The 21,428-nt window shown below is 71.8% G+C and carries 16 protein-coding genes; 7 read left to right on the forward strand and 9 right to left on the reverse strand.

Going from position 1 to position 21,428, the window contains the following annotated elements; genetic code table 11:
• Nucleotides 1-32 precede the first annotated feature (32 nt).
• A complete protein-coding gene (locus tag FB157_RS45180) occupies nt 33-1,535 on the reverse strand; it encodes a metallophosphoesterase (RefSeq protein WP_145887373.1) in 1,503 nt (500 codons plus the stop codon).
• A 109-nt stretch (nt 1,536-1,644) separates the two neighbouring features.
• Between FB157_RS45180 and FB157_RS45185 the strand changes: the two genes are divergently transcribed.
• Nucleotides 1,645-3,942: a zinc-dependent metalloprotease gene (locus FB157_RS45185; RefSeq protein ID WP_145887375.1), complete on the forward strand. Its 2,298-nt coding sequence runs from the start codon at nt 1,645-1,647 to the stop codon at nt 3,940-3,942.
• A 10-nt stretch (nt 3,943-3,952) separates the two neighbouring features.
• Here the strand turns inward: FB157_RS45185 and FB157_RS45190 are convergent, their stop codons facing one another.
• Complete coding sequence (locus tag FB157_RS45190) at nt 3,953-5,755, reverse strand: alkaline phosphatase family protein (RefSeq protein WP_145887377.1); 1,803 nt, start codon at nt 5,753-5,755, stop codon at nt 3,953-3,955.
• Between the two features lie 482 nt (nt 5,756-6,237).
• Here FB157_RS45190 and FB157_RS45195 point away from each other — a divergent pair, with 482 nt between their 5' ends.
• A complete protein-coding gene (locus tag FB157_RS45195; protein WP_145887379.1) occupies nt 6,238-8,631 on the forward strand; it encodes a M4 family metallopeptidase in 2,394 nt (797 codons plus the stop codon).
• 56 nt (nt 8,632-8,687) lie between these two features.
• Here the strand turns inward: FB157_RS45195 and FB157_RS45200 are convergent, their stop codons facing one another.
• From FB157_RS45200 to FB157_RS45210, 3 genes are all read right to left on the reverse strand, one after another.
• Nucleotides 8,688-9,887: a glycoside hydrolase family 64 protein gene (locus tag FB157_RS45200; protein WP_145887381.1), complete on the reverse strand. Its 1,200-nt coding sequence runs from the start codon at nt 9,885-9,887 to the stop codon at nt 8,688-8,690.
• Nucleotides 9,888-10,033: 146 nt separating this feature from the next.
• On the reverse strand, nt 10,034-10,789 hold the full coding sequence (locus FB157_RS45205) for a dienelactone hydrolase family protein (RefSeq protein ID WP_145887383.1): 756 nt from the start codon (nt 10,787-10,789) through the stop codon (nt 10,034-10,036).
• A 111-nt stretch (nt 10,790-10,900) separates the two neighbouring features.
• On the reverse strand, nt 10,901-11,521 hold the full coding sequence (locus FB157_RS45210; RefSeq protein ID WP_186581976.1) for an L-threonylcarbamoyladenylate synthase: 621 nt from the start codon (nt 11,519-11,521) through the stop codon (nt 10,901-10,903).
• Between the two features lie 314 nt (nt 11,522-11,835).
• Between FB157_RS45210 and FB157_RS45215 the strand changes: the two genes are divergently transcribed.
• Entirely contained in the window at nt 11,836-13,374 is a 1,539-nt protein-coding gene (locus tag FB157_RS45215; protein WP_261387005.1) for a helix-turn-helix domain-containing protein, read from the forward strand.
• Nucleotides 13,375-13,492: 118 nt separating this feature from the next.
• On the opposite strand, the gene FB157_RS45220 is transcribed toward FB157_RS45215, so the two are convergent.
• The gene (locus FB157_RS45220; RefSeq protein ID WP_145887387.1) at nt 13,493-14,725 is read right to left on the reverse strand and encodes a cytochrome P450; all 1,233 of its coding nucleotides are present in this window, start codon (nt 14,723-14,725) and stop codon (nt 13,493-13,495) included.
• Between the two features lie 116 nt (nt 14,726-14,841).
• Complete coding sequence (locus tag FB157_RS45225) at nt 14,842-16,092, reverse strand: serine hydrolase (RefSeq protein ID WP_145887389.1); 1,251 nt, start codon at nt 16,090-16,092, stop codon at nt 14,842-14,844.
• A 210-nt stretch (nt 16,093-16,302) separates the two neighbouring features.
• On the opposite strand from FB157_RS45225, the gene FB157_RS47835 reads away from it, so the two are divergent.
• Nucleotides 16,303-16,440 carry a hypothetical protein gene (locus FB157_RS47835; protein WP_186581977.1) on the forward strand — a complete coding sequence of 46 codons (138 nt, stop codon included), beginning with the start codon at nt 16,303-16,305 and terminating at the stop codon, nt 16,438-16,440.
• Between the two features lie 4 nt (nt 16,441-16,444).
• On the opposite strand, the gene FB157_RS45230 is transcribed toward FB157_RS47835, so the two are convergent.
• On the reverse strand, nt 16,445-16,912 hold the full coding sequence (locus tag FB157_RS45230) for a hypothetical protein (RefSeq protein WP_145887391.1): 468 nt from the start codon (nt 16,910-16,912) through the stop codon (nt 16,445-16,447).
• A gap of 278 nt (nt 16,913-17,190) precedes the next feature.
• Here FB157_RS45230 and FB157_RS45235 point away from each other — a divergent pair, with 278 nt between their 5' ends.
• Nucleotides 17,191-18,540, forward strand: a complete 1,350-nt coding sequence (locus FB157_RS45235) for a transaminase (RefSeq protein WP_145887393.1) — start codon at nt 17,191-17,193, stop codon at nt 18,538-18,540.
• 32 nt (nt 18,541-18,572) lie between these two features.
• Nucleotides 18,573-19,013 (forward strand): Lrp/AsnC family transcriptional regulator, encoded by a 441-nt coding sequence (locus tag FB157_RS45240; protein ID WP_145887395.1) that lies wholly within the window; start codon nt 18,573-18,575, stop codon nt 19,011-19,013.
• 33 nt (nt 19,014-19,046) lie between these two features.
• Here the strand turns inward: FB157_RS45240 and FB157_RS45245 are convergent, their stop codons facing one another.
• Nucleotides 19,047-20,153, reverse strand: coding sequence for a PP2C family protein-serine/threonine phosphatase (locus FB157_RS45245; RefSeq protein WP_145887397.1), 1,107 nt, complete (start codon nt 20,151-20,153; stop codon nt 19,047-19,049).
• A 225-nt stretch (nt 20,154-20,378) separates the two neighbouring features.
• On the opposite strand from FB157_RS45245, the gene FB157_RS45250 reads away from it, so the two are divergent.
• Entirely contained in the window at nt 20,379-21,287 is a 909-nt protein-coding gene (locus tag FB157_RS45250; RefSeq protein ID WP_145887399.1) for a GNAT family N-acetyltransferase, read from the forward strand.
• Nucleotides 21,288-21,428 lie beyond the last annotated feature (141 nt).

A 21,428-nucleotide genomic window follows, 5' to 3' on the forward strand; every position in this document is an offset into this window, starting at 1 on the left:
GATTCTGGCAGGCGAGTGTGACAACCGTGTGATCAGTTCAGCGGGATGGTGACCTCGTCCTCGACCGGCGGATCGAGTTCCTGGGCACGGTTGCCCGTCGCCGCGAAGCAGCGCAGCCGTACCGCCTCCGGGGTGACGTCCAGGCGCAGGAAGCACTTGAAGAACGGCGGGCTGTAGGTGGCCGAGCCGGGCGAGAACAGCTGCGTGTACAGCTTGCGCACGGGCAGCCGGAAGCGGGAGGCGCGGTCGGGGCGGCCGCCGGTGCCCAGCAGGCTCGCCACCCGCCGGGTGCGCCGGGTGACCCGGGTGTCCGGGCCGGGGGCCCGGCCCGGCTCGATGCCCAGCCGTTCGGCGATGACGGCCGTCGCCTCGGACTCGGTGAGCGTGAAGAAGCGGCGCAGGCGCAGGCGGCGGCCGTACAGGCGGCTGTAGAAGGCCAGCGAGTCGCCGCGCAGCGGATAGCAGCGGAAGTCCCGCTCGGTGACTCCCGCGACCGACACCCGCGGGATGGTGTGCGTGGCGTGCATGAACGCTCCGCCGCCGCCCGCGACCACGTACTGGATGGTCCGGCCGCCCACGTCGACCGGATAGCGCTGGTAGTTGTGGATGTCGCCGCCGATCGCGGCCACGTAGCGGTGCGCCGGGTCACGGACGATGTCGTCGACCGTGCCGCCGTCCTCGATGGCGCAGGGGTGGTGCTCGCCGTCCACGTACAGCGGTGAGCCGGTGATCAGGATCTTCGGCTGCGGCCCGCGGGAGACCTCCCGCAGCCACGCGCCCTGTTCTGCGTCGACCGTGCCCAGCAGCCCGGTGTCGATGCCCACGATCCGCACCGGACCGGCGTCGATCGCCCAGTACGGCCCCGGCTGCACGGCCTGTTGCCCCGGCGCCGACCGCAACTTCTTTGCCTCGGCCAGACGTTGGCCGTCCCCCGGGTGTGACCGGTGCCAGAGCAGGTTCTGCCACCAGGCGCCGGTGAGCGGGCGGGGCGTGGGCTCGGGGGACGGCGGCGGGGCGTCGGCGCAGAAGACACGCATGAACGCGCCGAGGTCCTCGTACCAGTCGTGGTTGCCGGGTATCGCATATATGGGTGCCGGGTAGTCCTGGTACGGCCGGAAGAACTTGGTGCCGTAGTCGTCCGCGCTGCCGACGGGGTAGATGACATCGCTCGCGATCACCGCGAACTCGGTTTCCCGACCCGCCTTCAGAAACCCCGGCACGACGGCGTACTGGGAGTCGTCGCCCTCTCCGGTGTCCCCGATGACCATGAAGGAGAACCGGTCCGGCACCTCCCGCCGGATCACCTTGTCGACGGGGGCACCCGCCTCGGCCTGCCGGGCCACCAGACGGCTGCGGGTACGGCCCGTCGGGTCGCCGAACCAGGACGCCAGAACCCCGTTGCGGGCGGCCCACAGGGTCCTCGGGTTCAGCCACGACAGCTTCTCGACATGGCCGGGCATCAGCTGCTGGTAGGCGCCGCGTTCGGCCGCGCCCCAGCCGGCGCCCTGTGCGGTATCGCGTGAGGAGTCAGACACGCGGTGCACGGTAACAACGTGCCGGTCACGGCCCGCAGGGCGGGCCTGACACGATGCGTCCCCGGACCCGCACCGAGCGTTCCCGGACCGCACCGACCGAGAGGCCCGCATGACCGGCGACGACTCCTCCGACCCCGACTTCCTCGACCTCGTACCCGACCTCGAAAGCGGCCCGGAGCGGCTGCTGTTGGGCATCCGCCACTTCGACGAGCCGTTCCTGCTCACCGTCTCCCTCTCCCAGGGCGTCGGCTCCAGCGAACTGCAGCTGGACCGGGGCCGGGCGGGCAAGGCCCGCCTCGCGGAGTTCCGCCGGGCGGGCGGCCGGGTGCTGCTCGTCCTACGCAACAAGCACTTCCTGACCAGCGGTGAACCGGCCGGCGTGCGGGCGGGCCAGGAGTCCTTCGCCGTGTCCGTGGTGTGGAGCGGAACAGTGCTGCGGGAGGCGGCGGGCGCGGTCGTCGTGGACGCCACCGGGCTCGTCCTGTACGACCACGACCGTGTCGCCGAGCACCTGGAGGACGCGGGACAGGGTGAGTACGCCCTCGACGCCGCCACGAGTCTCCCGCTCGTCGCCGAGAGCCGCACCGGCCCGGACGCCGTCCGCCTGCCCGCACTGCTCACCTTCCGGGGGCAAGGCCGCGGCCGGGCGCTCCGGCCGGTCGCCGCCGATCCGCGCGCGGTGACCGTCGTCCAGCAGCTGGTCCTCCTGCGCCTGCCCAAGTCCCCGCTGCCCGCCCGCCGTTACCATCCGGCCTCCGGCAGCTACGGCGTCGGGTGGGCCGACCACGGCCTGGCCGGGCGTGCGGACACCCAGGTGAAGGTCCAGCCCCGGTTCCGTGCCGAGCCCGGTGGCGCGCCCGTCGTCTTCCGCGTCGACCCGGCCGTCCCCGAGCCCTTCCGTACGGCGGTCGTCGAGGGCGGCAACTGGTGGCGGGAGGCCTTCGCCCGGATCGGTCTGCCCGACGCCTACCGCGTGGAGGCCGCGGGAGACGACTTCGACCCGCACGATCCGACGGTCAACGGCGTGGTGTGGGTGCACCGTTCCGGTCGCGGCTGGTCCCTGGGGCAGGGCCTGACCGACCCGCGCACCGGTGAGATCCTGCACGCCCGGGTCCGGCTGGGCTCCCAGCGCCTCGACCAGGTCCGTGCCCTCGGCGAGGCACTGCTCGCCCCGTACGGCCGCCCCGACGAGACCGAACGCCTCGCCGTTGTCGAGGAGTTGGTGCTCGCCCGGCTCCGCCTGCTCGCCGCGCACGAGATCGGCCACGCCCTCGGGTTCATGCACAACTTCGCCAGTACGCGGCACCCGGCACCGTCCGTCATGGACTACCCGCACGCCCAGGTCACCGTGACCGACACCGGCGGCCTCGACCTCACCCACGCCTACCCGACCGGCCCGGGGCCCTGGGACCACTTCCTCGTCGCCCACGGCTACGGCCACTTCGCAGACGAGGAAGGCGAGTTGGCCGGGCTGCGCCGCGCGGCGGCAGAGGCGGGCCTGATGTACGTGAGCGACGTGGACGCCCAGGGCACCGCGGCCGCGCACCCGGACGGCGTGCCCTGGGTGACCGGGGAAGACGCCCTCCGGGCCCTGGAGACCGTGCTCCGGGTACGCCGCATCGCGATGGAGGGTTTCTCGCGTGGGGTGCTGCCGCGCGGGCGGCAGACCGGTGAACTGGAGGAACGGGCGGTGCTGCTGCACCTGCTCCACCGCCACGAGGTCACCGCCGTGGCCCGCCTCGTCGGTGGGGTCCGGTACGGCTACGCGCAGGCCGGAGACGACTCCCCGGGCGTGACGGCCGTCGACGCGGCCACCCAGCGTACGGCCCTGACCCGGCTGGCCGAGCTGCTCCGGACCGGTCGGCTCGGTCTGCCCGAGGCAGTGCTGGACGCCCTCACCCCGCCCGCCATCCGGTACGAGCGGACCGACCAGTACTTCGACACCCGCACCGGACGGCTCTGCGACCCCTTCGAGGCCGTACGGACCGCCGTCACGCTCGTCACCTCCGAACTGCTAGACCCCGCCCGGCTCGGCCGTGTGGCCTGGCAGCACGCCAAGGACCCGGCCATGCCGGGTGTCGGGGATGTCGTGGACGCCCTGCTGGCCACGACCTGGCTGAGCGACGAGGAGGACGGCGAGGCACAGGTGCCGGGCGCCGCGGGCGTGCGGCAGACAGCCGACTGGACCGTCCTGAACCATCTGCTCACCGTCCTCGGATCGCCCGGCCTGCACGCTCCGGTCAGAGCCACCCTCCGGGACGCCCTGCGGCGACTCGCCGACACCCTGCGCGTGCAGACCGGCGAACAGCGGCGTGAGGCGGCCAGGTCGATCGGTGCCTACCTGGCCGACCCACGCACGGTGCGGCTCGATCCGCTGCCCCGGGTACCGCCCGGGGCGCCGAACTGAGGGTGCCCGATCAGTCCACGGTCAGCGAGAACGGCCCGGCCAGCACCGAGTATCCGTCATTGGCGAGGTAGTACACGTCGTACTTGCCCGCGCCGCCCAGCTTGCCGGTGGAGAAGGTGGCCGCGCCACTGGCGTTGGGCGTGTAGGCCCAGGTCAGTGCGGACCGCTGGCCCGGGGTGACACCGGCCGGGTAGATGCCGATCCAGTTCTTCGCGCCGGCCTGCGCGGCGGACGGAACCGAGTACCGGAAGGTGACGTTGCCGCCGTTCGCGACCGCGTTCAGGTCACCGGTGAGCGTCGGCGCAGTCGCGGTGGACGGTGCGAAGGCGGCGTTCAGCGGCGTCGCGTAGGCGTCGTTGGCGGTCAGGCCGGGCAGGCCGAGGGCCGACTCGATGGTGCGGGCTATGCCGTAGTGGTCGTAGTGGGCGGGGCTGCTGGTGCCGGCCGGGACGGTGCCCTGCGAGCCGACGACCGTGGTGACGATGTGGTTGTAGGCCTCACTCTGGCTCTCGTCCCACGTCAGGACGAGCAGGGAGCGCTGCTGGGTCCAGGCGGGGGAGGACAGTACCGGGGCGAGAGTCTGCTTCAGCCAGCCGTCCTGTGTCTTCAGACTGGTGGCGCTGCCGTTGCCGGAGGCCTCGCCGTCGTAGTAGTCGTCGGCGGCGATCCAGGAGAAGTTCGGCGTGGTCGCGGCCGACTGCAGGTCGGTGGCCAGCTGCGAGGTGTCGAACAGGTGGGCGGCGCAGCGCGAGGCGTTGCCGCTGATGTCGGTGTAGTTGATGAACGGGGCGTCGTCGGGCTCGTAGTAGCTGTCGTTGTTGTTCTTGGTGTTGCAGGGGGTGCCCATGCCCTGCTCGTAGGCCTTCCAGGTCTTCCCGGCGTCCTCCAGGGTGTCACCCAGGTTGCGCTGCGGGGAGTTGATGTTGGGCCAGTACGTGGCGCCCATGGCGTATGTGTCACCGCCCGCGACGGCGAGGTAGTTCTCGTCGCTCGGGTGGTAGACGCCGTGGAAGTCGGTCAGGGTCGCGCCCTGGTTCATCAGGCTGTGCATGTAGGGCGTGTCGGCCGGGTCGTTCATGACCTCGGAGTAGTCGGTGTTCTCCATCATGACCATGAACACGTGGTCGTAGCCGGGCACTCGGGACACGGGCGGGGTGAGCGGCGCCGGCGCGGTGACCGGGGTGTTCAGGGTGAGGGAGAGGTTGTCGAGGTAGCCGCTCTCGTGCGAGGTCGACAGGAACTGCACCTCGACCTGGATCGACCGGGTCCCGGCGGGCACCTGACCGGTGGTGCTGCGGGACAGGAACTTGGTGGCCAGGCCCCGGTCGGACGCGGAGACCGTCGGCAGCTCGGCGGTCGCACCGAGCGGGTGGCCGCTCGCGTCCTGGAAGTGCAGGCCGACCGCGACGTATCCGCCGTAGACCGTCCAGCCACCGAGCCAGCCGGAGAGGTTGTAGCTCACGCCTCCGCCGTCGACGGCCGTGGCCGCCGAGGAGACGTCCACGGTCTGCGACATCGAGCCGTCACCGAAGTTGCCGGGTCCGAAGAAGGCCTTGCCGGGGGCCTTGCCGTCACCGGGCAGCCCGAAGGACCCGGCGGTGTGGCACATGACGTCCGGGCCGCCGGCCTGGGTCGTCCAGCCGGGCACCGTGGTGGCCGCGGACCAGTCGTCGGTGCAGTGACCACCGGCCTCCGCATCGCCGTTGACGATCAGATTGCCGCTGCTCCCGGCCGCGTGGGCCGGGGGAGTGGAGACGATCAGTGCGCCGAGGAGGGCCAGGAGCCCGCCGAGGGATCTCCAGCGCAGTCGCATGCGTGTACCTCGTCCCGTTCAGGAGGGTGTGGTGAGGGTGAGGGGCGTAGGGCCCGGCTGTGCACGATGAACGGGACATGGGTATCGGTCTGCGCTGTCGAACGGAAGAACCGAGACCAAACTTGACCAGACAAGTTGGCGTGGTGTCGGTCAGGCGGCACCCTGCTCCCGGGGGTCGCCGGGAGGGGGGGACCTGGGCGGTGACCTGCTGGGCCGTCAGGTCCGATTCCCGCGGGCGTACTTGGGGGTCATACCTGGGGGAGTGTCCGGGGGTGTCCCGCCCGCATAGGGAAAACCCTCGATTGGCCACGACATGGCTGACATGCGCGGGTCAAAGCTGAAATCCTCCCCCAGCACACGGTTCCTCCAAGGTGTGTGTTCGGAGCACGGTCCCCGCACAGCTCAGCTCGTCCCGGGCAGCACACCCGTCTGTCCGGTCTGTCATCGGCCGCGACCCGGCGGCCGCAGCAGGAGGAGTACGAGTGAGACGTCTTCCCCACAGACGGGCCACGGTCGGAGCGGCACTGGTCTCCACCGCCGCCTTCCTCGCCGTCGGCATCCAGTCGGTCCCGGCGACCGCCAAGCCCGCAGGCCCCCACCCCAGCCCCGTCCGCACCGGAGGCCTGGAGGCGAAGCTCAGCCCCGCCCAGCACTCCGCGCTGATCAAGAGCGCCAAGGAGAAGACCGCCGCGACGGCCCGCACCCTCGGGCTCGGCGCGAAGGAGAAGCTGGTCGTCAAGGATGTCGTCAAGGACAACGACGGTACCCTGCACACGCGTTACGAACGCACCTACGCCGGCCTGCCGGTCCTCGGTGGCGACCTCGTCGTGCACACCCCGCCCGCCTCCCTGGCCAAGGGCACCGTGAGCACGACCTTCAACAACAAGCACAAGATCAAGGTCGCCTCCACCACCGCGGCCCTCACCAAGTCCGCCGCCGAGGCCAAGGCCCTCAAGGCCGCCAAGGCCCTCGACGGCAAGAAGGCCACCGCGGACAGCGCCCGCAAGGTCATCTGGGCCGGCCACGGCACCCCGAAGCTGGCGTGGGAGACGGTGGTCGGCGGCTTCCAGGACGACGGCACCCCCAGCCAGCTGCACGTCGTCACCGACGCCACCACCGGCAAGGAGCTGTACCGCTACCAGGCGGTCAAGACCGGCACCGGCAACACCCAGTACAGCGGCACGGTCACGCTGACCACGACGCAGTCGGGGTCGACGTACACGCTGAACGACGCCTCGCGCGGCGGCCACAAGACGTACAACCTCAACCACGGTACGTCCGGCACCGGCACGCTGTTCTCCCAGACGAACGACACCTGGGGCAACGGCACGACGTCCAACGCCGCCACCGCGGGCGCCGACGCGGCCTACGGCGCGCAGGAGACCTGGGACTTCTACAAGAACACGTTCGGACGCTCCGGCATCAAGAACGACGGCGTCGCCGCGTACTCCCGTACGCACTACGGCAACGCGTACGTGAACGCGTTCTGGGACGACAGCTGCTTCTGCATGACCTACGGCGACGGCTCCGGCAACGCCGACCCGCTGACCTCGCTGGACGTCGCGGGCCACGAGATGAGCCACGGTGTCACCTCCAACACCGCGGGCCTGGAGTACACGGGTGAGTCCGGCGGCCTGAACGAGGCCACCTCCGACATCTTCGGCACCGGCGTGGAGTTCTACGCCAACAACAGCTCGGACGTCGGCGACTACCTCATCGGCGAGAAGATCAACATCAACGGCGACGGCACCCCGCTGCGCTACATGGACAAGCCCAGCAAGGACGGCGGCTCCGCCGACAGCTGGTACTCCGGTGTCGGCAACCTCGACGTGCACTACTCCTCGGGCCCCGCGAACCACATGTTCTACCTGCTGTCCGAGGGCAGCGGCACCAAGGTCATCAACGGCGTCACCTACAACAGCCCGACCTCCGACGGCGTCGCCGTCACCGGCATCGGCCGGGCCGCGGCCCTGCAGATCTGGTACAAGGCACTGACGTCGTACATGACGTCCAGCACCGACTACGCCGCCGCCCGCACCGCGGCTCTCAACGCGGCCGCCGCGCTCTACGGCACCAACTCCACCCAGTACGCCGGGGTGGGCAACGCCTTCGCCGGTATCAACGTCGGCGGCCACATCACCCCGCCCAGCAGCGGAGTGACGGTCACCAACCCGGGCAGCCAGACCGCCACCGTCGGCACCGCGGTCAGCCTGCAGATCCAGGCGAGCAGCACCAACAGCGGTGCCCTCACCTACAGCGCCTCCGGGCTGCCGGCCGGTCTGTCGATCAACAGCTCGACCGGCCTGATCTCCGGCACGCCGACCACCGCGGGCAGCTCCAGCACCACGGTCACGGTGACCGACTCCACCGGCGCGACCGGCACCGCGACCTTCGGCTGGACCGTCAGCTCCACCGGCGGCGGCTGCTCCTCGACCCAGTTGCTGAGTAACCCGGGCTTCGAGTCCGGCAGCAGTGGCTGGACGGCGACCAGTGGGGTCATCACCACCGACAGCGGTGAGGCGGCCCACAGCGGCTCCTACAAGGCCTGGCTGGACGGCTACGGCTCCTCGCACACCGACACGCTGTCCCAGTCGGTGACGATCCCCGCGGGCTGCAAGGCGACGCTGACCTTCTACCTGCACATCGACACCTCGGAGACCACCGCCAGCACCCAGTACGACAAGCTGACGGTGACCGCCGGTTCGAAGACCCTGGCGACGTACTCGAACCTCAACAAGGCCTCCGGCTACAGCCAGAAGTCCTTCGACCTGTCCTCGCTGGCGGGCTCGACGGTCACGCTGAAGTTCAACGGGGTCGAGGACTCCTCGCTCCAGACCAGCTTCGTCGTGGACGACACCGCCCTGACGACCGGCTGAGTCCCACGTCACGGTCCCGCACACCAAAAGCCTCCGGTGTGCGGGACCGCGGCATGTCAGGACAGGGGATCCAGCGTCAGGTACGCCTGCTGCGGGCCGCCGTCGTGGACCAGCGACTCCTGGTTGCCGACGTCGTCGAAGGCGAAGGCGTACGCCTTGCCGTCGGCCATCTGCGCGTGGATCCTGCGCGCGTAGTGGTTGGTCACCGCGTCCTGGTAGAAGTTCGCCGCCGAGGTGTCCGGCTGGTCGGGGTTCACCAGCAGGGTGGAGCGGTTGAAACCGGCGCACAACGTGCGGGAGATGGGGCCGCGCACGGCGTCGTTGGGCGCGTCCAGCAGCTTGTGGCAGCCGAAGATGCTGGACGCGTCCGGCTTCTGGAAGCTGGTGACGACCGCGCCGGACGCGTTGGTGAAGTTCATGACGTTCCCCGAGACCCGGCCGTAGTACCTGGTTCCCGGCTGGTCCGCGAACGGCGTCACCGTGAGGGTCGACGTCGAGTACTTCTGCCAGACCCGGTTGACGTAGTCGTCCATCACGTTCGCCGGCAGAGCCCCGGTCTCCACGCCGTACAGCGGTGACAGGGCGCGCAGCACGGTGCCGTCGGAGCGCGTCTGGATCAGGTTCGCCCAGCCGCCCGGCTGCCCGCGCAGCGCGTCGAAGAAGCCGGTGTAGCCACCGGACTTGAGGTGCCCGGTGCTGGTCACACTGCCGTCGGCCCGCTGTACGCCGACCGCGTACGGCGCCGAGAACATGTCCACCTGGGTGCTGTTGAGCCACAGTCCGGAGTCGTTGAGCGTGTACTCCGACCAGTTGAACAGGATGTTCCGGTTGGGATCGGACGGGTTCTGCACGGCCGGCTGCACCAGCCCGCCGGTGGTCAGCCGGAAGTCCAGCTTCTGGCCGTAGGAGAAGTAGATCCGGCCGGAGAACTTCGGGATGCGGATCGTCTTCGACTGTCCGGCGGCGGGCCCCGCGATGGCCGCGTCCGGTGCGGGGGTCGGCGGGTTGCCGCCCGTCGGCCAGGCATGGAAGGCGCCGTTCGCGTCGGCCCAGCCCTGTTGTCCCGAGGACAACTGGGTGCCGAGGTCGTAGACGTACACCGGGTCGGAGCGGCCCGAGTTGTTGGTGATCTTCAGTGGGACGGTGTCCGGTACGGCGGCGCCGGCGGGGTCCGGTGCGACCAGCGTGAGCAGGCCGCCGACCAGGGCCGCCGCGGCCGTCAGGGGCAGCGCGGGGCGCGTGATGCCGAGAGGCACTCTCCACCTCCGTGTGGGGTCGGGGTGGTACGGAAATTGGTCCGTACCTGTTTGAGAGCGCTCTCAGAGTTGCGGTCGGGCGGGTGCATGTCAATGAGTTGGACGGGATGCGGGGCGCCCGCCGCGTGGCGGGCGCCCCGCATCCCTCAGAAGGTGCGCTCCAGAAGGTCGAGAAGTGCCGCCCAGTGCCGCTCGTCGGCCTCCCGGTCGTAGGAGGGAGTGTCGGACTGCGTGTAGCCGTGCTGCGCCCCCGGGTAGACCTCGCAGGTGTTCCGTACGCCGGCGGCGGTGAGCGTGTCCGCCAGGAGCCGGATCTGCTCCTCGGGCATGGACTGGTCCTGGTCGGCATGGCCGAAGTACAGCTCGGCGGTGATGTGCCCGGCGCCACGGTGCGGGCTGTCCGGGGCGTCGGTGGCCAGCCGGCCGCCGTGGAAGCCGGCCGCCGCGGCCACCCGTTCTGGATGCGTGGCCGCCGTGCGCAGCGCCAGGCGGGCACCCATGCAGTAACCCGTCAGCGCGACCGGGCCGTCGGCGACCAGCGGGCTGCCGGCCAGCCAGCCCAGGTAGGCGTCCGCGTCCCGCCGGACCTGATCGGGGGTGTGGGAGGCCATGACCGGGCCGATCCGCTCCCAGATGGTCGGGTCGGCATCGGGGTCGATGAACTCCGGAAGCTCGCCGATCGGTGTGCGGCCGTGCCGGTAGAAGACGTTCGGCACCAGGACCGTGTAACCGGAGGCGGCGAGCCGGTCGGCCATCGCCCTCAGCTGCGGGCGCAGACCGTAGGCGTCCTGGTAGAGCAGGACGCCCGGATGCGGGTTCCCGTCCGCGGGGTGGGCCAGGTACGCGTCGGCGGTGCCGTCCCCGGTCGGGATGTCGACGGCTGTTCCCTGTACGGCGGTCATGCCGTGAGGCCTCCTGAGGATTCGGCGGCGGGAGGCGGGTGCCCCTCGGTGCTGCGTGTACGTCTCATGCTGCCATGCAAGATCCACACCGCCGGGCCGGACCTCCGCCCGCTACTCGAACCGGGAGGTGTCCCCGGCGCCCCGCCGCACGATCTCCGCCTCGCCGCTGGAGAAGTCCACGACCGTGGTCGGCTCGGTGCCGCAGTCCCCGGAGTCCACCACCGCGTCCACCGCGTGGTCTAGCCGGTCCTTGATCTCCCAGCCCTGGGTCATCGGCTCCTCCTCGTCCGGCAGCAGCAGCGTGCTGGACAGCAGCGGCTCGTCCAGCTCGGCCAGCAGCGCCTGGGTCACCACGTGGTCGGGGATGCGCACACCCACGGTCTTCTTCTTGGGGTGCTGCAGCATGCGCGGCACCTCGCGGGTGGCCGGCAGGATGAAGGTGTAGCTGCCGGGAGTCGACGCCTTGACGGCCCGGAACACGTCGTTGTCGACGCGGACGAACTGGCCGAGCTGCGCGAAGTCCCGGCACATCAGTGTGAAGTGGTGCCGGTCGTCGAGGTGGCGGATGGAACGGATCCGGTCGATGCCGTCCCGGCTGCCCAGCTGGCAGCCGAGCGCGTAGCAGGAGTCGGTGGGGTATGCGATGAGCGCACCCGAGCGGACCGCGTCGGCGACCTGAGCGATGCTGCGCGGCTGGGGGTTCTCGGGGTGCACGTCGAAGTACTTCGCCATCCGCCGAGCTTATGCCGTCGCCGGGCACCGCGGGCGGCTCCGGCGCGCTGCGCCGCGACGCCCGTGCGGGCCGGGGTGCTCCGTGTGCGGGCGCGCCCTCGCGGCCGCCGGGATGCGGGCCCGTAGGCCGGACAGTTGACTGCTGCCCGGGGCAATGGAGTTGGGGGGAGGCGGCTGGTGCCCGGCGCCGTCCCCGGTGCCGTGTCCCCGCCGCCGCATTCGCCCTCGCCGCCGGCGGGCTGCGTGCGGCCCCGCTTGGGGTAACGTCCACGTTCGAAAGTCGAGGTCAAACCGACGACGAGGAGAAGGTCGACGTGGCCGGCCGAGCCGACGAGGGCCCTCACACCCAGCAGCCGCGGGACTCCGACACCACGTGGGCGGAGCAGCTGCTCGACCATCTGCGTCCCGCCGGCCGCGATCCGCGCCGGGTGGTCACCTGGCTCGGGCGGACCGTCGGGGCCACGGTCTGCCTCCAGGACACCCACGGAGGTCTCCTCGCCGGTGAGCGCCTGCCGCTCGACACCGCCGTGCTCGCCGACGTGGTCACCGGCCGGATCTCCGCGGCGGCCCTGGAGGACGGCGAACGCCATGTCCGCATGGTCGGGATACGCGACCCCGAACGGGGCCCGGCGGCGGGGGCGGTGCTCGCCGTGGCCCGCCGCGACCCCTTCGACCGGCGTGCCGCCGAGATCGTGAACCGTACCGCGTCCGTGCTCGAACTCCTGCTCAGGGAACGGAAGCTGACGGACGACGGGCACCGGCTGCGCCGGGCCACGGCCGACCTGCGGCTGGCCATCCTGCAGCTGCTGATGGTGGAGGACACCGTCTCCGCCCGCCGGGTCGCGGCAGGACTGTGGCCGGGCCTGCTCGAGGAGGACACCGCGTGTGTCTACGTCGTCGAGGTCTCGCCCGCCGAGCGGGACGCGCTCGCCGACGCCTGCGCGCACATCACCGAAGGCCTGGCCCTCGTCGTGCGCTGCCCCGCGGTGGACGGGCACGTCATCGTCGTCGGCCCCCGGCCGGCGGCGGGGGACCGGCTGCGCTCCCTGGTCGACGGCCGGCCGGGCACCTTCCTCGGCGGCAGCCTGCGCCAGCGCCTCGCCCGCACCGCCACCGCCTACGGGCAGGCCGTCAGTGCCCTCGCCGTCGCCCGCTTCCGCCCGGACCAGACGGCCGTCTACGCCGAACGCACCCACCCCGAGCGGCTCATGGACCCCGTCGCCCTGCGCGCCTGGTCCGCGGGCGTGCTGCGCCCCCTCGACCGGCTGCCCCACCACGTCCGCGCCGAACTGCTGGCCACGACCCGGCTGGGCCTGGAGTTCACCGCCGTCGCCGCCGCCAAGGTCCTCGGCGTCAGCCGCAACACCGTCCGTGCCCGCATGGACCGCGTCGAGGCGCTGCTCGGCACCGACTTCTCCCACCTCACCACCCGGGCCGCCGTCCGCCTCGCGCTCAACTCCGAGGCGGTGCAGGGCCCGTACGACCCCGACGGCACGGCCGCGCCCGCGGCCTCCGGCCGGCTCGGTGACCTGCTCGGCTCGGCGGCGCTGCGGGCCTGGGCGCGGGACCTCCTCGGCCGCCTGGACGCGGACGGCCGCGACCTGCGGGGCACCCTGCGCGCCTGGATCGCCGCGGACTCGAACGCCGAGCGCACGGCCCGGGACCTGGGCGTGCACGCCCAGACCGTACGCGACCACGTCCGGGCCGCCGAACCGGTTCTGGAGCGTCAGCTGCTGGCCATGGGCAGCGACCTGTACGAGGTCGTCCTCGCCCACCTGGCCACCGGTGCCCTCGCCGCACCCGTCGTAGGCCAGGCGAACCCGGGCCAACCGGACTCACCTGTGCACGAGTGAGTCCTCACGGCTCCGGAAAGGGCACCGGCGCGATACCCACCGCCGTGCCCCCGCACGTAGGTTCAGCAGTCGCGGGGCACGACCGGTGCGGGGGACCGGTCGGTGCCCCGCACATGTCTCAGCCGCCGAGCCGGACCGGCACCTCCTGCCGACCGTGGGCGATGAACGACGCCACCTGCCGCAGCTCGTCGGCGCCGACGGCCAGGTGCAGCCGCGGGAAGCGGGCGAACAGCGCGGGCAGTGCGGTCAGTGCCTCCATGCGGGCCAGTGGAGCGCCGACACAGCGGTGCACACCGATCCCGAACGCCAGATGGTCGTCGGCGCCGCGCCCCGCGTCGAAGTCGGCCGCGTGGGGCCCGTAGCGCGCCGGGTCCAGGCCGGCGGCCGCGTACGTCGTGATGATCGCGTCCCCGGCCGGGATCGTCACGCCCCCGACCGTCAGGTCCGCGACCGCGAACCGCAGCGGCAGCGCGGCGACCGGCGGATGCACCCGCAGCGTCTCCTCGACCACCCCCTCCCAGCCGGCCTCCCCGGAGCGCACCGCCGCCAGCTGCGCCGGATGCGTCAGCAGCGCGACGACCGCGTTGCCGATGAGATTGACGGTGGTCTCGAACCCGGCGCCGACCACCAGCAGCAGCGTGTGCAGCAGCTCCTCGTCGGAGAGCCGGTCGCCGTCCTCGTCCCGGACCCGGATGAGCTCCGTGGTGAGGTCGTCGCCCGGCTCCCGCCGCCGGTACGCGAGCAGCGCCCCCAGCACCGTGCCGATCCGCTCCTGCACGGATGCCGCGTGCTCCGGGCTGGGGTCGGAGGTGTCGAAGATGTCGGTGATGAGGCGTGCGGCGTCCGCCCGCAACTCGTCGGGCACTCCCAGCAGTTCGCAGATCAGGCGCATCGGCAGCGGATGGGCGAACCCGGCCCGCAGATCGACCGCGCGGCCGTCGGCGCCCGCGGCCGCCAGCGCGTCCAGCAGCTCGGCGGTGATGGCCGCCACGCGCGGGCGCAGCGCCTCGGTGCGCCGGAGCGTGAAACTCGGCGCCACCAGCTTGCGCAGCCTGGTGTGGTCGGGACCGTAGGTGGTCAGCATGTTGACCACGCCCACCCAGGTCACGATCCAGCTCCAGGCGGGGCGCTCACCGGTGTGCGGCCACAGCCGCCAGTGCCGGCGCGCGTCCTTGCTCACCAGGGGATCGAGGATCAGTTCCCGCAGGACGTCGTACCCGGTGGGCGCCCAGGCGGGGATGCCGCCGGGCAGCTCCACGGGGACGATCGGGCCGAGGGCGCGCAGCCGGGCGCTCTCGGCGACGATGTCGGTGCCGAACGGGTCGAGCGGGATGCGGTCGGTGACGGTCACGACGGCTCTCCTGGCTGGTCGGCTCTTGCGAGGCAGGCACGATCCAGTACACACCGTCGTCGTCCGGCAGCGAACAGGGCGTCCTCGACCCGACCGGAAACCAGCCAGGCCGGGGCCTACCTGGCCGCGGGTTCGGCCGGCAGGTCGAAGACGTGGTCCGGGGAGATGATCTGCGTGATCGCCTGGCCGAACAGGGTGCTCGGTTCCTGGCCGTTGTGGTCGATGTCGGTGTTGAGCAGCACCACGAGGGTCGCCTGTGCCGCCGGGAGATAGACGGTCAGTGACTCGTAGCCCGGCAGCGAGCCGTTGTGGCCGATCCAGCCCTGTACGTTGAAGATGCCCAGCCCGTAGCCCGCCCCCGCGATCGGTGTGGCCGGGGTGGTGAGCCGCTGCTTCTGTGTGACCGGGCTGACCATCCAGCTGCCGTCCGGGAACTGGCCGGTCGCCACCGTGCGTGCCCACACCCGCAGGTCGTCCTGCTTCGAGATCATCGCGCCCGCCGCCCAGCCCCAGGACGGGTTCCAGTCGGCCGCGTCCGCGATCCTGCCGTCGGCGGTCTGGTTCGTGTAGCCCTGCGCGTGCGGGGCGGGGAACTCCGAGCCGACCGGGAACAGCGTGTTCTTCATTCCGGCGGGCTCCAGGATGTGCTGCCGGATGTAGTCACCGAGACGCTGTCCGCTCTGCTGCTCGACGACCAGGCCGAGCAGGATGAGATTGGTGTTGCTGTAGTAGAACTTCTGTCCCGGCGGGAACAGCACCGGGTGCCTGAACGAGTAGGCGAGCAGCTGCTGGGGCGTGAAGGGGCGTCGCGGGTCGGACGTGAGCGCCTTGAAGAAGTCGTCGTCCTGGGAGTAGTTGAAGAGCCCGCTGCGCATGCCTGCGAGCTGCCGCAGCGTGATCTCGTTCCCGTTCGGCACCCCGGCGATGTACTTTCCGATCGGATCGTCCAGCCCCACCTTGCCCTGGTCCACCAGCTGCAGCAGCGCCGTCACGGTGAAGGTCTTGGTCTCGCTGCCGATCCGCATGTACAGGTCGGGCGTCATCGTCCGGCCGCTGACCTTGTCGGCGACGCCGAACGAGCTGACGTAGCTGCCCCGGTGCGGTGTCCAGATGCCGACCATCACGCCGGGCACGTTCGCCTCGGTCATCACCTTCTGCACGGCGGTGTCCAGTTGGCGGGCCACGTCCGGTGTGATCGTGCGGACCTCCGCCCCCGAAGGGGAGGGGGTGGGCTGCTCGGCGGCGAACGCGGTGGGTACAAAGGCCGGCACCGCCCCCGCGGGAGCGCCCCCGAGCGGCACCATCAGTGTCCCCACCACGACGGCGACCGCGGCCCCCCGGCGCAGGCGTGCGGATGAATGCGGCATGGGCTGACTCCAAGCACGTGAGAGCAGTACGTGCGGCGGGCGAGACGTCGGAGCCCTGGCTCCCCAGCATAGGAGCGCGCACCTGGCCGCGCCTGTCGGCCGGATGGGCCCCCGGGCCGGCCTGAGCCGCCCCCGTGCCGAGGTGTCGCCGGACGGACGGAAGGCCCCGTTCGGACGGTTCGGACGGACCGAAGCAGCCGCGGGGCCCCGGTGGACCGGACCCGAGAGCCGGTCCGCGCCCAACTCGTCGCGGCGCGGCGGGCCGAGGGACGCACCGTCCCCGTGGAACCCGACGTGCTCCGGGGCAGCCTCGGCGGGCTCGTCCTGCCCGGGCCCGAACGCCCCTGATCGGCTACTGCCCGAGCGACGGTGCGAGGACCGCCAGCGCGCCGTTGGCCTCCTGCAGCGCCGTCTCCAGCGTGCCGGGCCGGTGCAGGGTGCCGTTGCCGTCCGGCGGGATCAGCCACTCCAGGGAGCGCGCGGGCCGGTACGGCGGCGGTACGGAGACCCAGGACCCCTTGGTCGCGTACCGCAGGCCGGCGCCGATCCAGCCCCCGGCCGGGTCCGGCGGCAGGAAGAACCCGACCCGGCCCGCGGCGGTGTCCACGAGGGTCGGCCCCGGCACGGGCAGCGAAGGCCGCCACAGCAGGTCCAGGGTGAGCAGACCGAGCCGCTCGGGGACGCTCAGGACGTCCCAGAAGCGGCCCGCCTCCAGCAGCGCGATGCCCTCCCCGTGGTCCCACTCCCACTTGCACGCTCGGGGATCGGCCGCCGCCGCGGCGAGCCACTCCACGCCCCGCATCCACACCCTGTTCATCATGCACCGCTCCGCTGATCCTGCACACCAACCCGGCATATGCATGCTGTTAGATATTTCTACCTGGCGGAAGGGGTGGCGAACCCTGGCGTTTGAGACATCTCTTTCGAACACCGGACAATGGTTCGTCAGTTGGGGCATCAGTGCCAAGGCGGCCTTGTGCCCGGCCGACGCTCGATTCGAGTGTTGCGGCAACTGATTCGAGCGCGGACTCTTGAACTCGCAACAGTTTCGCTCGTACGCTCGGACTGTTCCGTCCCCGGCATGCATCGAGGTACCCCATGGATCGCACCCGTCTGCACGCCCTCCTGGCCCGCGAGAGCGCCGAGGCCGAACGCCGCAACCCGCGCTCCAGGGCGGCCAACGAGAAGGCCGACCACCTCTTCGGCCGGGTACCGATGACCTGGATGAACAAGACGGCCGGTGCCTTCCCGCGCTATCTGGCCGGAGCGCGCGGCGCACGGATCACCGACGTGGACGGGCACGAGTACATCGACTTCTGCCTCGGTGACACGGGCGCGATGGCCGGTCACTCGCCCGCCGCGGTCACCGAGGCGGTCGACCGCCGGTACGGCGCTCTGGGCGGGGCCACCGCCATGCTGCCCACGGAGGACGCCGAGTGGGTCGGCGCCGAGCTGACCCGCCGCTTCGGCCTGGCCCGCTGGAGCTTCTCGCTGACCGCGACCGACGCCAACCGATGGGCGATCCGGCTCGCCCGGGCCGTCACCGGGCGCCCGAAGATCCTGTTCAACAGCTACTGCTACCACGGCAGCGTCGACGAGTCGCTGATCGTCGTCGGCCCGGACGGCCGGGGCACCGCCCGCCCCGGCAACGTCGGAGCCCCCTGTGACGTCACCCTGACCAGCAGGGTCGCCGAGTTCAACGACCTCGCCGGGCTGGAGCGCGAGCTGGCCCACGGGGACGTCGCCGCCGTCCTCATGGAGCCCGCGCTCACCAACATCGGCATCGTCCTGCCCGAGCCCGGCTACCTCGCCGGCGTACGGGACCTGACCAGGCGCTACGGCACCCTGCTCATCAACGACGAGACCCACACCTTCTCCGCGGGCCCCGGTGGCTGCACGGCCGCCTGGGACCTCGACCCGGACCTGCTCACCATCGGCAAGGCGATCGGCGGCGGCATCCCGGCCGGCGCCTACGGCCTCTCCGCCGACCTCGCCGAGCGGCTGCTGGACCGCTCCGACCTGGACCTCGTCGACATGGGCGGCGTCGGCGGCACCCTCGCCGGCAACGCGCTGTCGGTCGCCGCGACCCGGGCCACCCTGGAGCACGTGCTCACCGACGAGGCCTTCGCCCGGATGGCGAAGCTCTCCGAGCGCTTCGAGGCGGGGGTCCGGGCCGGCATCGAGGCCCACCGGCTGCCCTGGTCCGTCAGCCGACTCGGCGCCCGCACCGAGTACCGCTTCACCTCGCCGGCGCCCCGCACGGGCACCGAGTCGGCCGCGGCCGCCGACCCGGAACTGGAGGACTTCCTGCACCTCTACCTCGCCAACCGGGGCATCCTGCTCACCCCGTTCCACAACATGGCGCTCATGTGCCCCGACACCACCGAGCAGGACGTCGACACGCACACCGAGGTGTTCGCCGCGGCCCTCGCCGAACTGGCCGGCTGAGCAGCCCCCCGGCACGGCACGAAGGGAGAGTCGTGGACGAGATCGACCGGGCCATCCTGCGCGAGCTGCAGACCGACGGCCGGATCGCCTACGCCGACCTCGGTCCCAAGGTCGGGCTGTCCGCCTCGGCGGCCCGCCAGCGCCTGCAACGCCTGCTGGACTCCAGGGCCGTTCAGGTCGTCGGCGTCACCGACCCGATGGCCATGGGCGGGCAGGCCATGGCCCTGCTCGGCATCGGCGTCGACGGTGACCCGCGCGTCGTCGCCGACGCCCTCGCCGAACGCCCGGAGGTGGTGTACTCCGTGCTCACCTCCGGCGGATTCGACCTGTTCGCGGAGGTGGTCGCGCCGGGCCCCAAGGACCTGCTGGACTTCGTCAACGACGTGGTCCGGCCGATCGAGGGCGTCCGCGAGATCCAGTCCTTCCCGTATTTCGGCATCCACACCCACCGCTTCCTGTGGGACGTGGGCTGACCCGTGTGTCCGCACAGGCACGGGGTGCCCAGGTCAGGTGCCCGGCGGCTGGGGCGTCAGGACCAGCAGGCTGGCGTCGTCGCGCACCTCGTAGCGCTGTAGGCCGAGGTCGGTCCACACGGCGTCGGTCAGGTCGCCGGAGACGGTGTCCGCGATGTCGGACAGCCGCTCGGACAGCGGATAGAAGGTGCCGGAGGCGTTCCGGGCCTCCCAGACGCCGTCGGAGGCCAGCAGCAGGCGGTCGCCCGGCCCGAGCGGCACGGTCACCTCCTTGGGGGGATCGGCGCCGATCAGCCCGAGGCCCAGCGGGGGAGCCGACGTGACAGTCACCTCGTGGGCCCGGCCGTCGTGGAGCAGCACCGGGGCCGGATGCCCGTAGGCGACCACCCGCACCGCCCGCGCGTCGGGCGTGAACTCCAGCAGCACCGCGGTCGCGAACAGCTCAGTATGCCGCTCACCCGCGGAGTCCAGCCCCAGCCTGCGGTCCATGCGGACCGCGACCGACGCCAGGTCCGGCTGGTCCAGCACCGCCTCCCGGAACGCGCCCAGCAGCGACACCACCGTCGCGACCGCCGCCAGCCCGTGCCCGCGCACGTCCCCCATCACCGCCCGGACGCCGTGCGGTCCCGCCCGCACGTCGAAGAAGTCCCCACCCACCAGCGTCCCGTCCTGGGCGGCCCGGTAGAAGCCCGTGCACCCCACCCGCTCCACGCGCTCCGGCAGCGGCGGCATCACGGCCTGCTGCACGGCCTCCCCGATCGCCCGCTCCATGATCAGCTGGGCGTCCCGGAGTCTGCGCACGTAGGAGAGGAACACACTCAGCAGGGCGACGAACACGATGGTGAGCAGATCGGTGTTGCCCGGACGGTTCAGGTGCGTCGACGGGAGGTTCAGCACGACGACGACCAGAGCGCCGAGGACGGCGGTCGCCGCCGGCCCGTACGACAGGACGGCGAGCGGCGGGATCGCGCCCAGCAGGAAGCCGAGGTCGCTCGCGTGCGGGGTGACGACCGTGGCCGTGGTCACCCCCACCAGCAGCGCCACCGGCAGCACCCGCACCCATCGCGGCGGTGGCGCGCCCCGTAGCCAGCCGCGCTCTTCCCGGTTCCGCCGCGACGACGAGCCGCGCACCGATCTCACATCCCCACGCTACGCCGTCGCCGGGAGGGGGTGCACCGCGGAAAAGCCGTCGACGCCCGGCTGCCCGTTCTCCTACCGTGTGGGCACGCCCGAGACGGCACCGGAAGGAGGTGAGCGTCATGCAGTCCGCAGTCACCCAGCGCTCCCGCCTTCCCGTTCCTCGGGCGTGACACGTCCGACCGGGAGCGCGTCCCGCCGTACGCAGCACGCACCCCGGAGGAATCCATGACCGCCGTGGTCATCCGCACGCTCGACGAGAGCAGTGCTCACCTTTTTGACACCCTGCCCGACCCGCTGGGCTTCCGTGAGAAGCACCGGCGGACCCGGTACCGGCCCGACTGGAAGCGGGCCGCCCTGCGTGACGGCCGGGTCGTGGCCCGCGCCGCCTGGTGGGGCCGGCCCGAGGACCCCGAGCCGCTCGTCATCAACTGGTTCGACGTGGCCGAGGGCGAGGAGGACGCGGGAGCCGAACTCCTGCGGACTGCACCCTGGCGCACCGAGGAACTCGAACTCGACCTGCCCGCCGGCCGGCGCGACGTCCCCGGTCTGCCGGCCGCCGTCACCGCCCGCACCGTCGCCGCCCGCGCAGCGGGATACGAGCCGCTCGTGGAACGCTTCATCTACCGCTGGACCCCGGACCACGGACTGCCCGAGCGCCCCGGACGCCTCGTCTTCTCCGCCGAGCCGGACGACACCGTCTTCTTCGACGCCCTGCGCCGCATCCACTCCGTCACCCTGGATGCCCACGCCCGGCGGGCCGTCGAGCAGGGCGGAGTCGACCTGGCCGCCCAGGAGGATCTCGACATCTTCCACTGGTTCCCGTCACCGCGCACGTGGTGGCAGCTCGCCCGCACACCCGAGGGCGAGCCGGTCGGCACCCACATCCCGGCCCGCAATCCGTCCGGACCGTGCGTGGGCTTCATCGGTGTCCTGCCGGAGCACCGCGGTCACGGCTACGCCTTCGACCTGCTCGCCGAGTGCACCCACTTCCTCGTCGAACGCGACGCCGAGTTCATCGCCGCCGCCACCGACCAGGACAACTTCCCGATGGCCGCGCACTTCACCCGGGCCGGCTACCCCGTCGTACGGGAGCGCCTCAACTTCTGGTCCGAGCGCGTTGTCAGTGCCGGGTGACCGGCTGACGAGGTGATCGACCAGGGGGTTTCGTCTGGATCGGGTCGGATCAGGCCGCGGCGTCCGGTGCGGTGCATCGCAAGGCGGAGGAGCACCCGCGTACCGGGCGTACCCGGGTGGTCCGACAACGCGGCGAGGTGC

Source organism: Streptomyces sp. BK340 (assembly GCF_007827595.1).
Lineage (GTDB): Bacteria > Actinomycetota > Actinomycetes > Streptomycetales > Streptomycetaceae > Streptomyces.

Coding starts and splice junctions, on each gene's coding strand:
- FB157_RS45230 (WP_145887391.1), bottom strand. CDS start 16,912: ATGATGAACAGGGTGTGGATGCGGGGCGTGGAGTGGCTCGCCGCGGCG.
- FB157_RS45225 (WP_145887389.1), bottom strand. CDS start 16,092: ATGCCGCATTCATCCGCACGCCTGCGCCGGGGGGCCGCGGTCGCCGTC.
- FB157_RS45190 (WP_145887377.1), bottom strand. CDS start 5,755: ATGCGACTGCGCTGGAGATCCCTCGGCGGGCTCCTGGCCCTCCTCGGC.
- FB157_RS45185 (WP_145887375.1), top strand. CDS start 1,645: ATGACCGGCGACGACTCCTCCGACCCCGACTTCCTCGACCTCGTACCC.
- FB157_RS45205 (WP_145887383.1), bottom strand. CDS start 10,789: ATGACCGCCGTACAGGGAACAGCCGTCGACATCCCGACCGGGGACGGC.
- FB157_RS45210 (WP_186581976.1), bottom strand. CDS start 11,521: ATGGCGAAGTACTTCGACGTGCACCCCGAGAACCCCCAGCCGCGCAGC.
- FB157_RS45250 (WP_145887399.1), top strand. CDS start 20,379: ATGACCGCCGTGGTCATCCGCACGCTCGACGAGAGCAGTGCTCACCTT.
- FB157_RS45235 (WP_145887393.1), top strand. CDS start 17,191: ATGGATCGCACCCGTCTGCACGCCCTCCTGGCCCGCGAGAGCGCCGAG.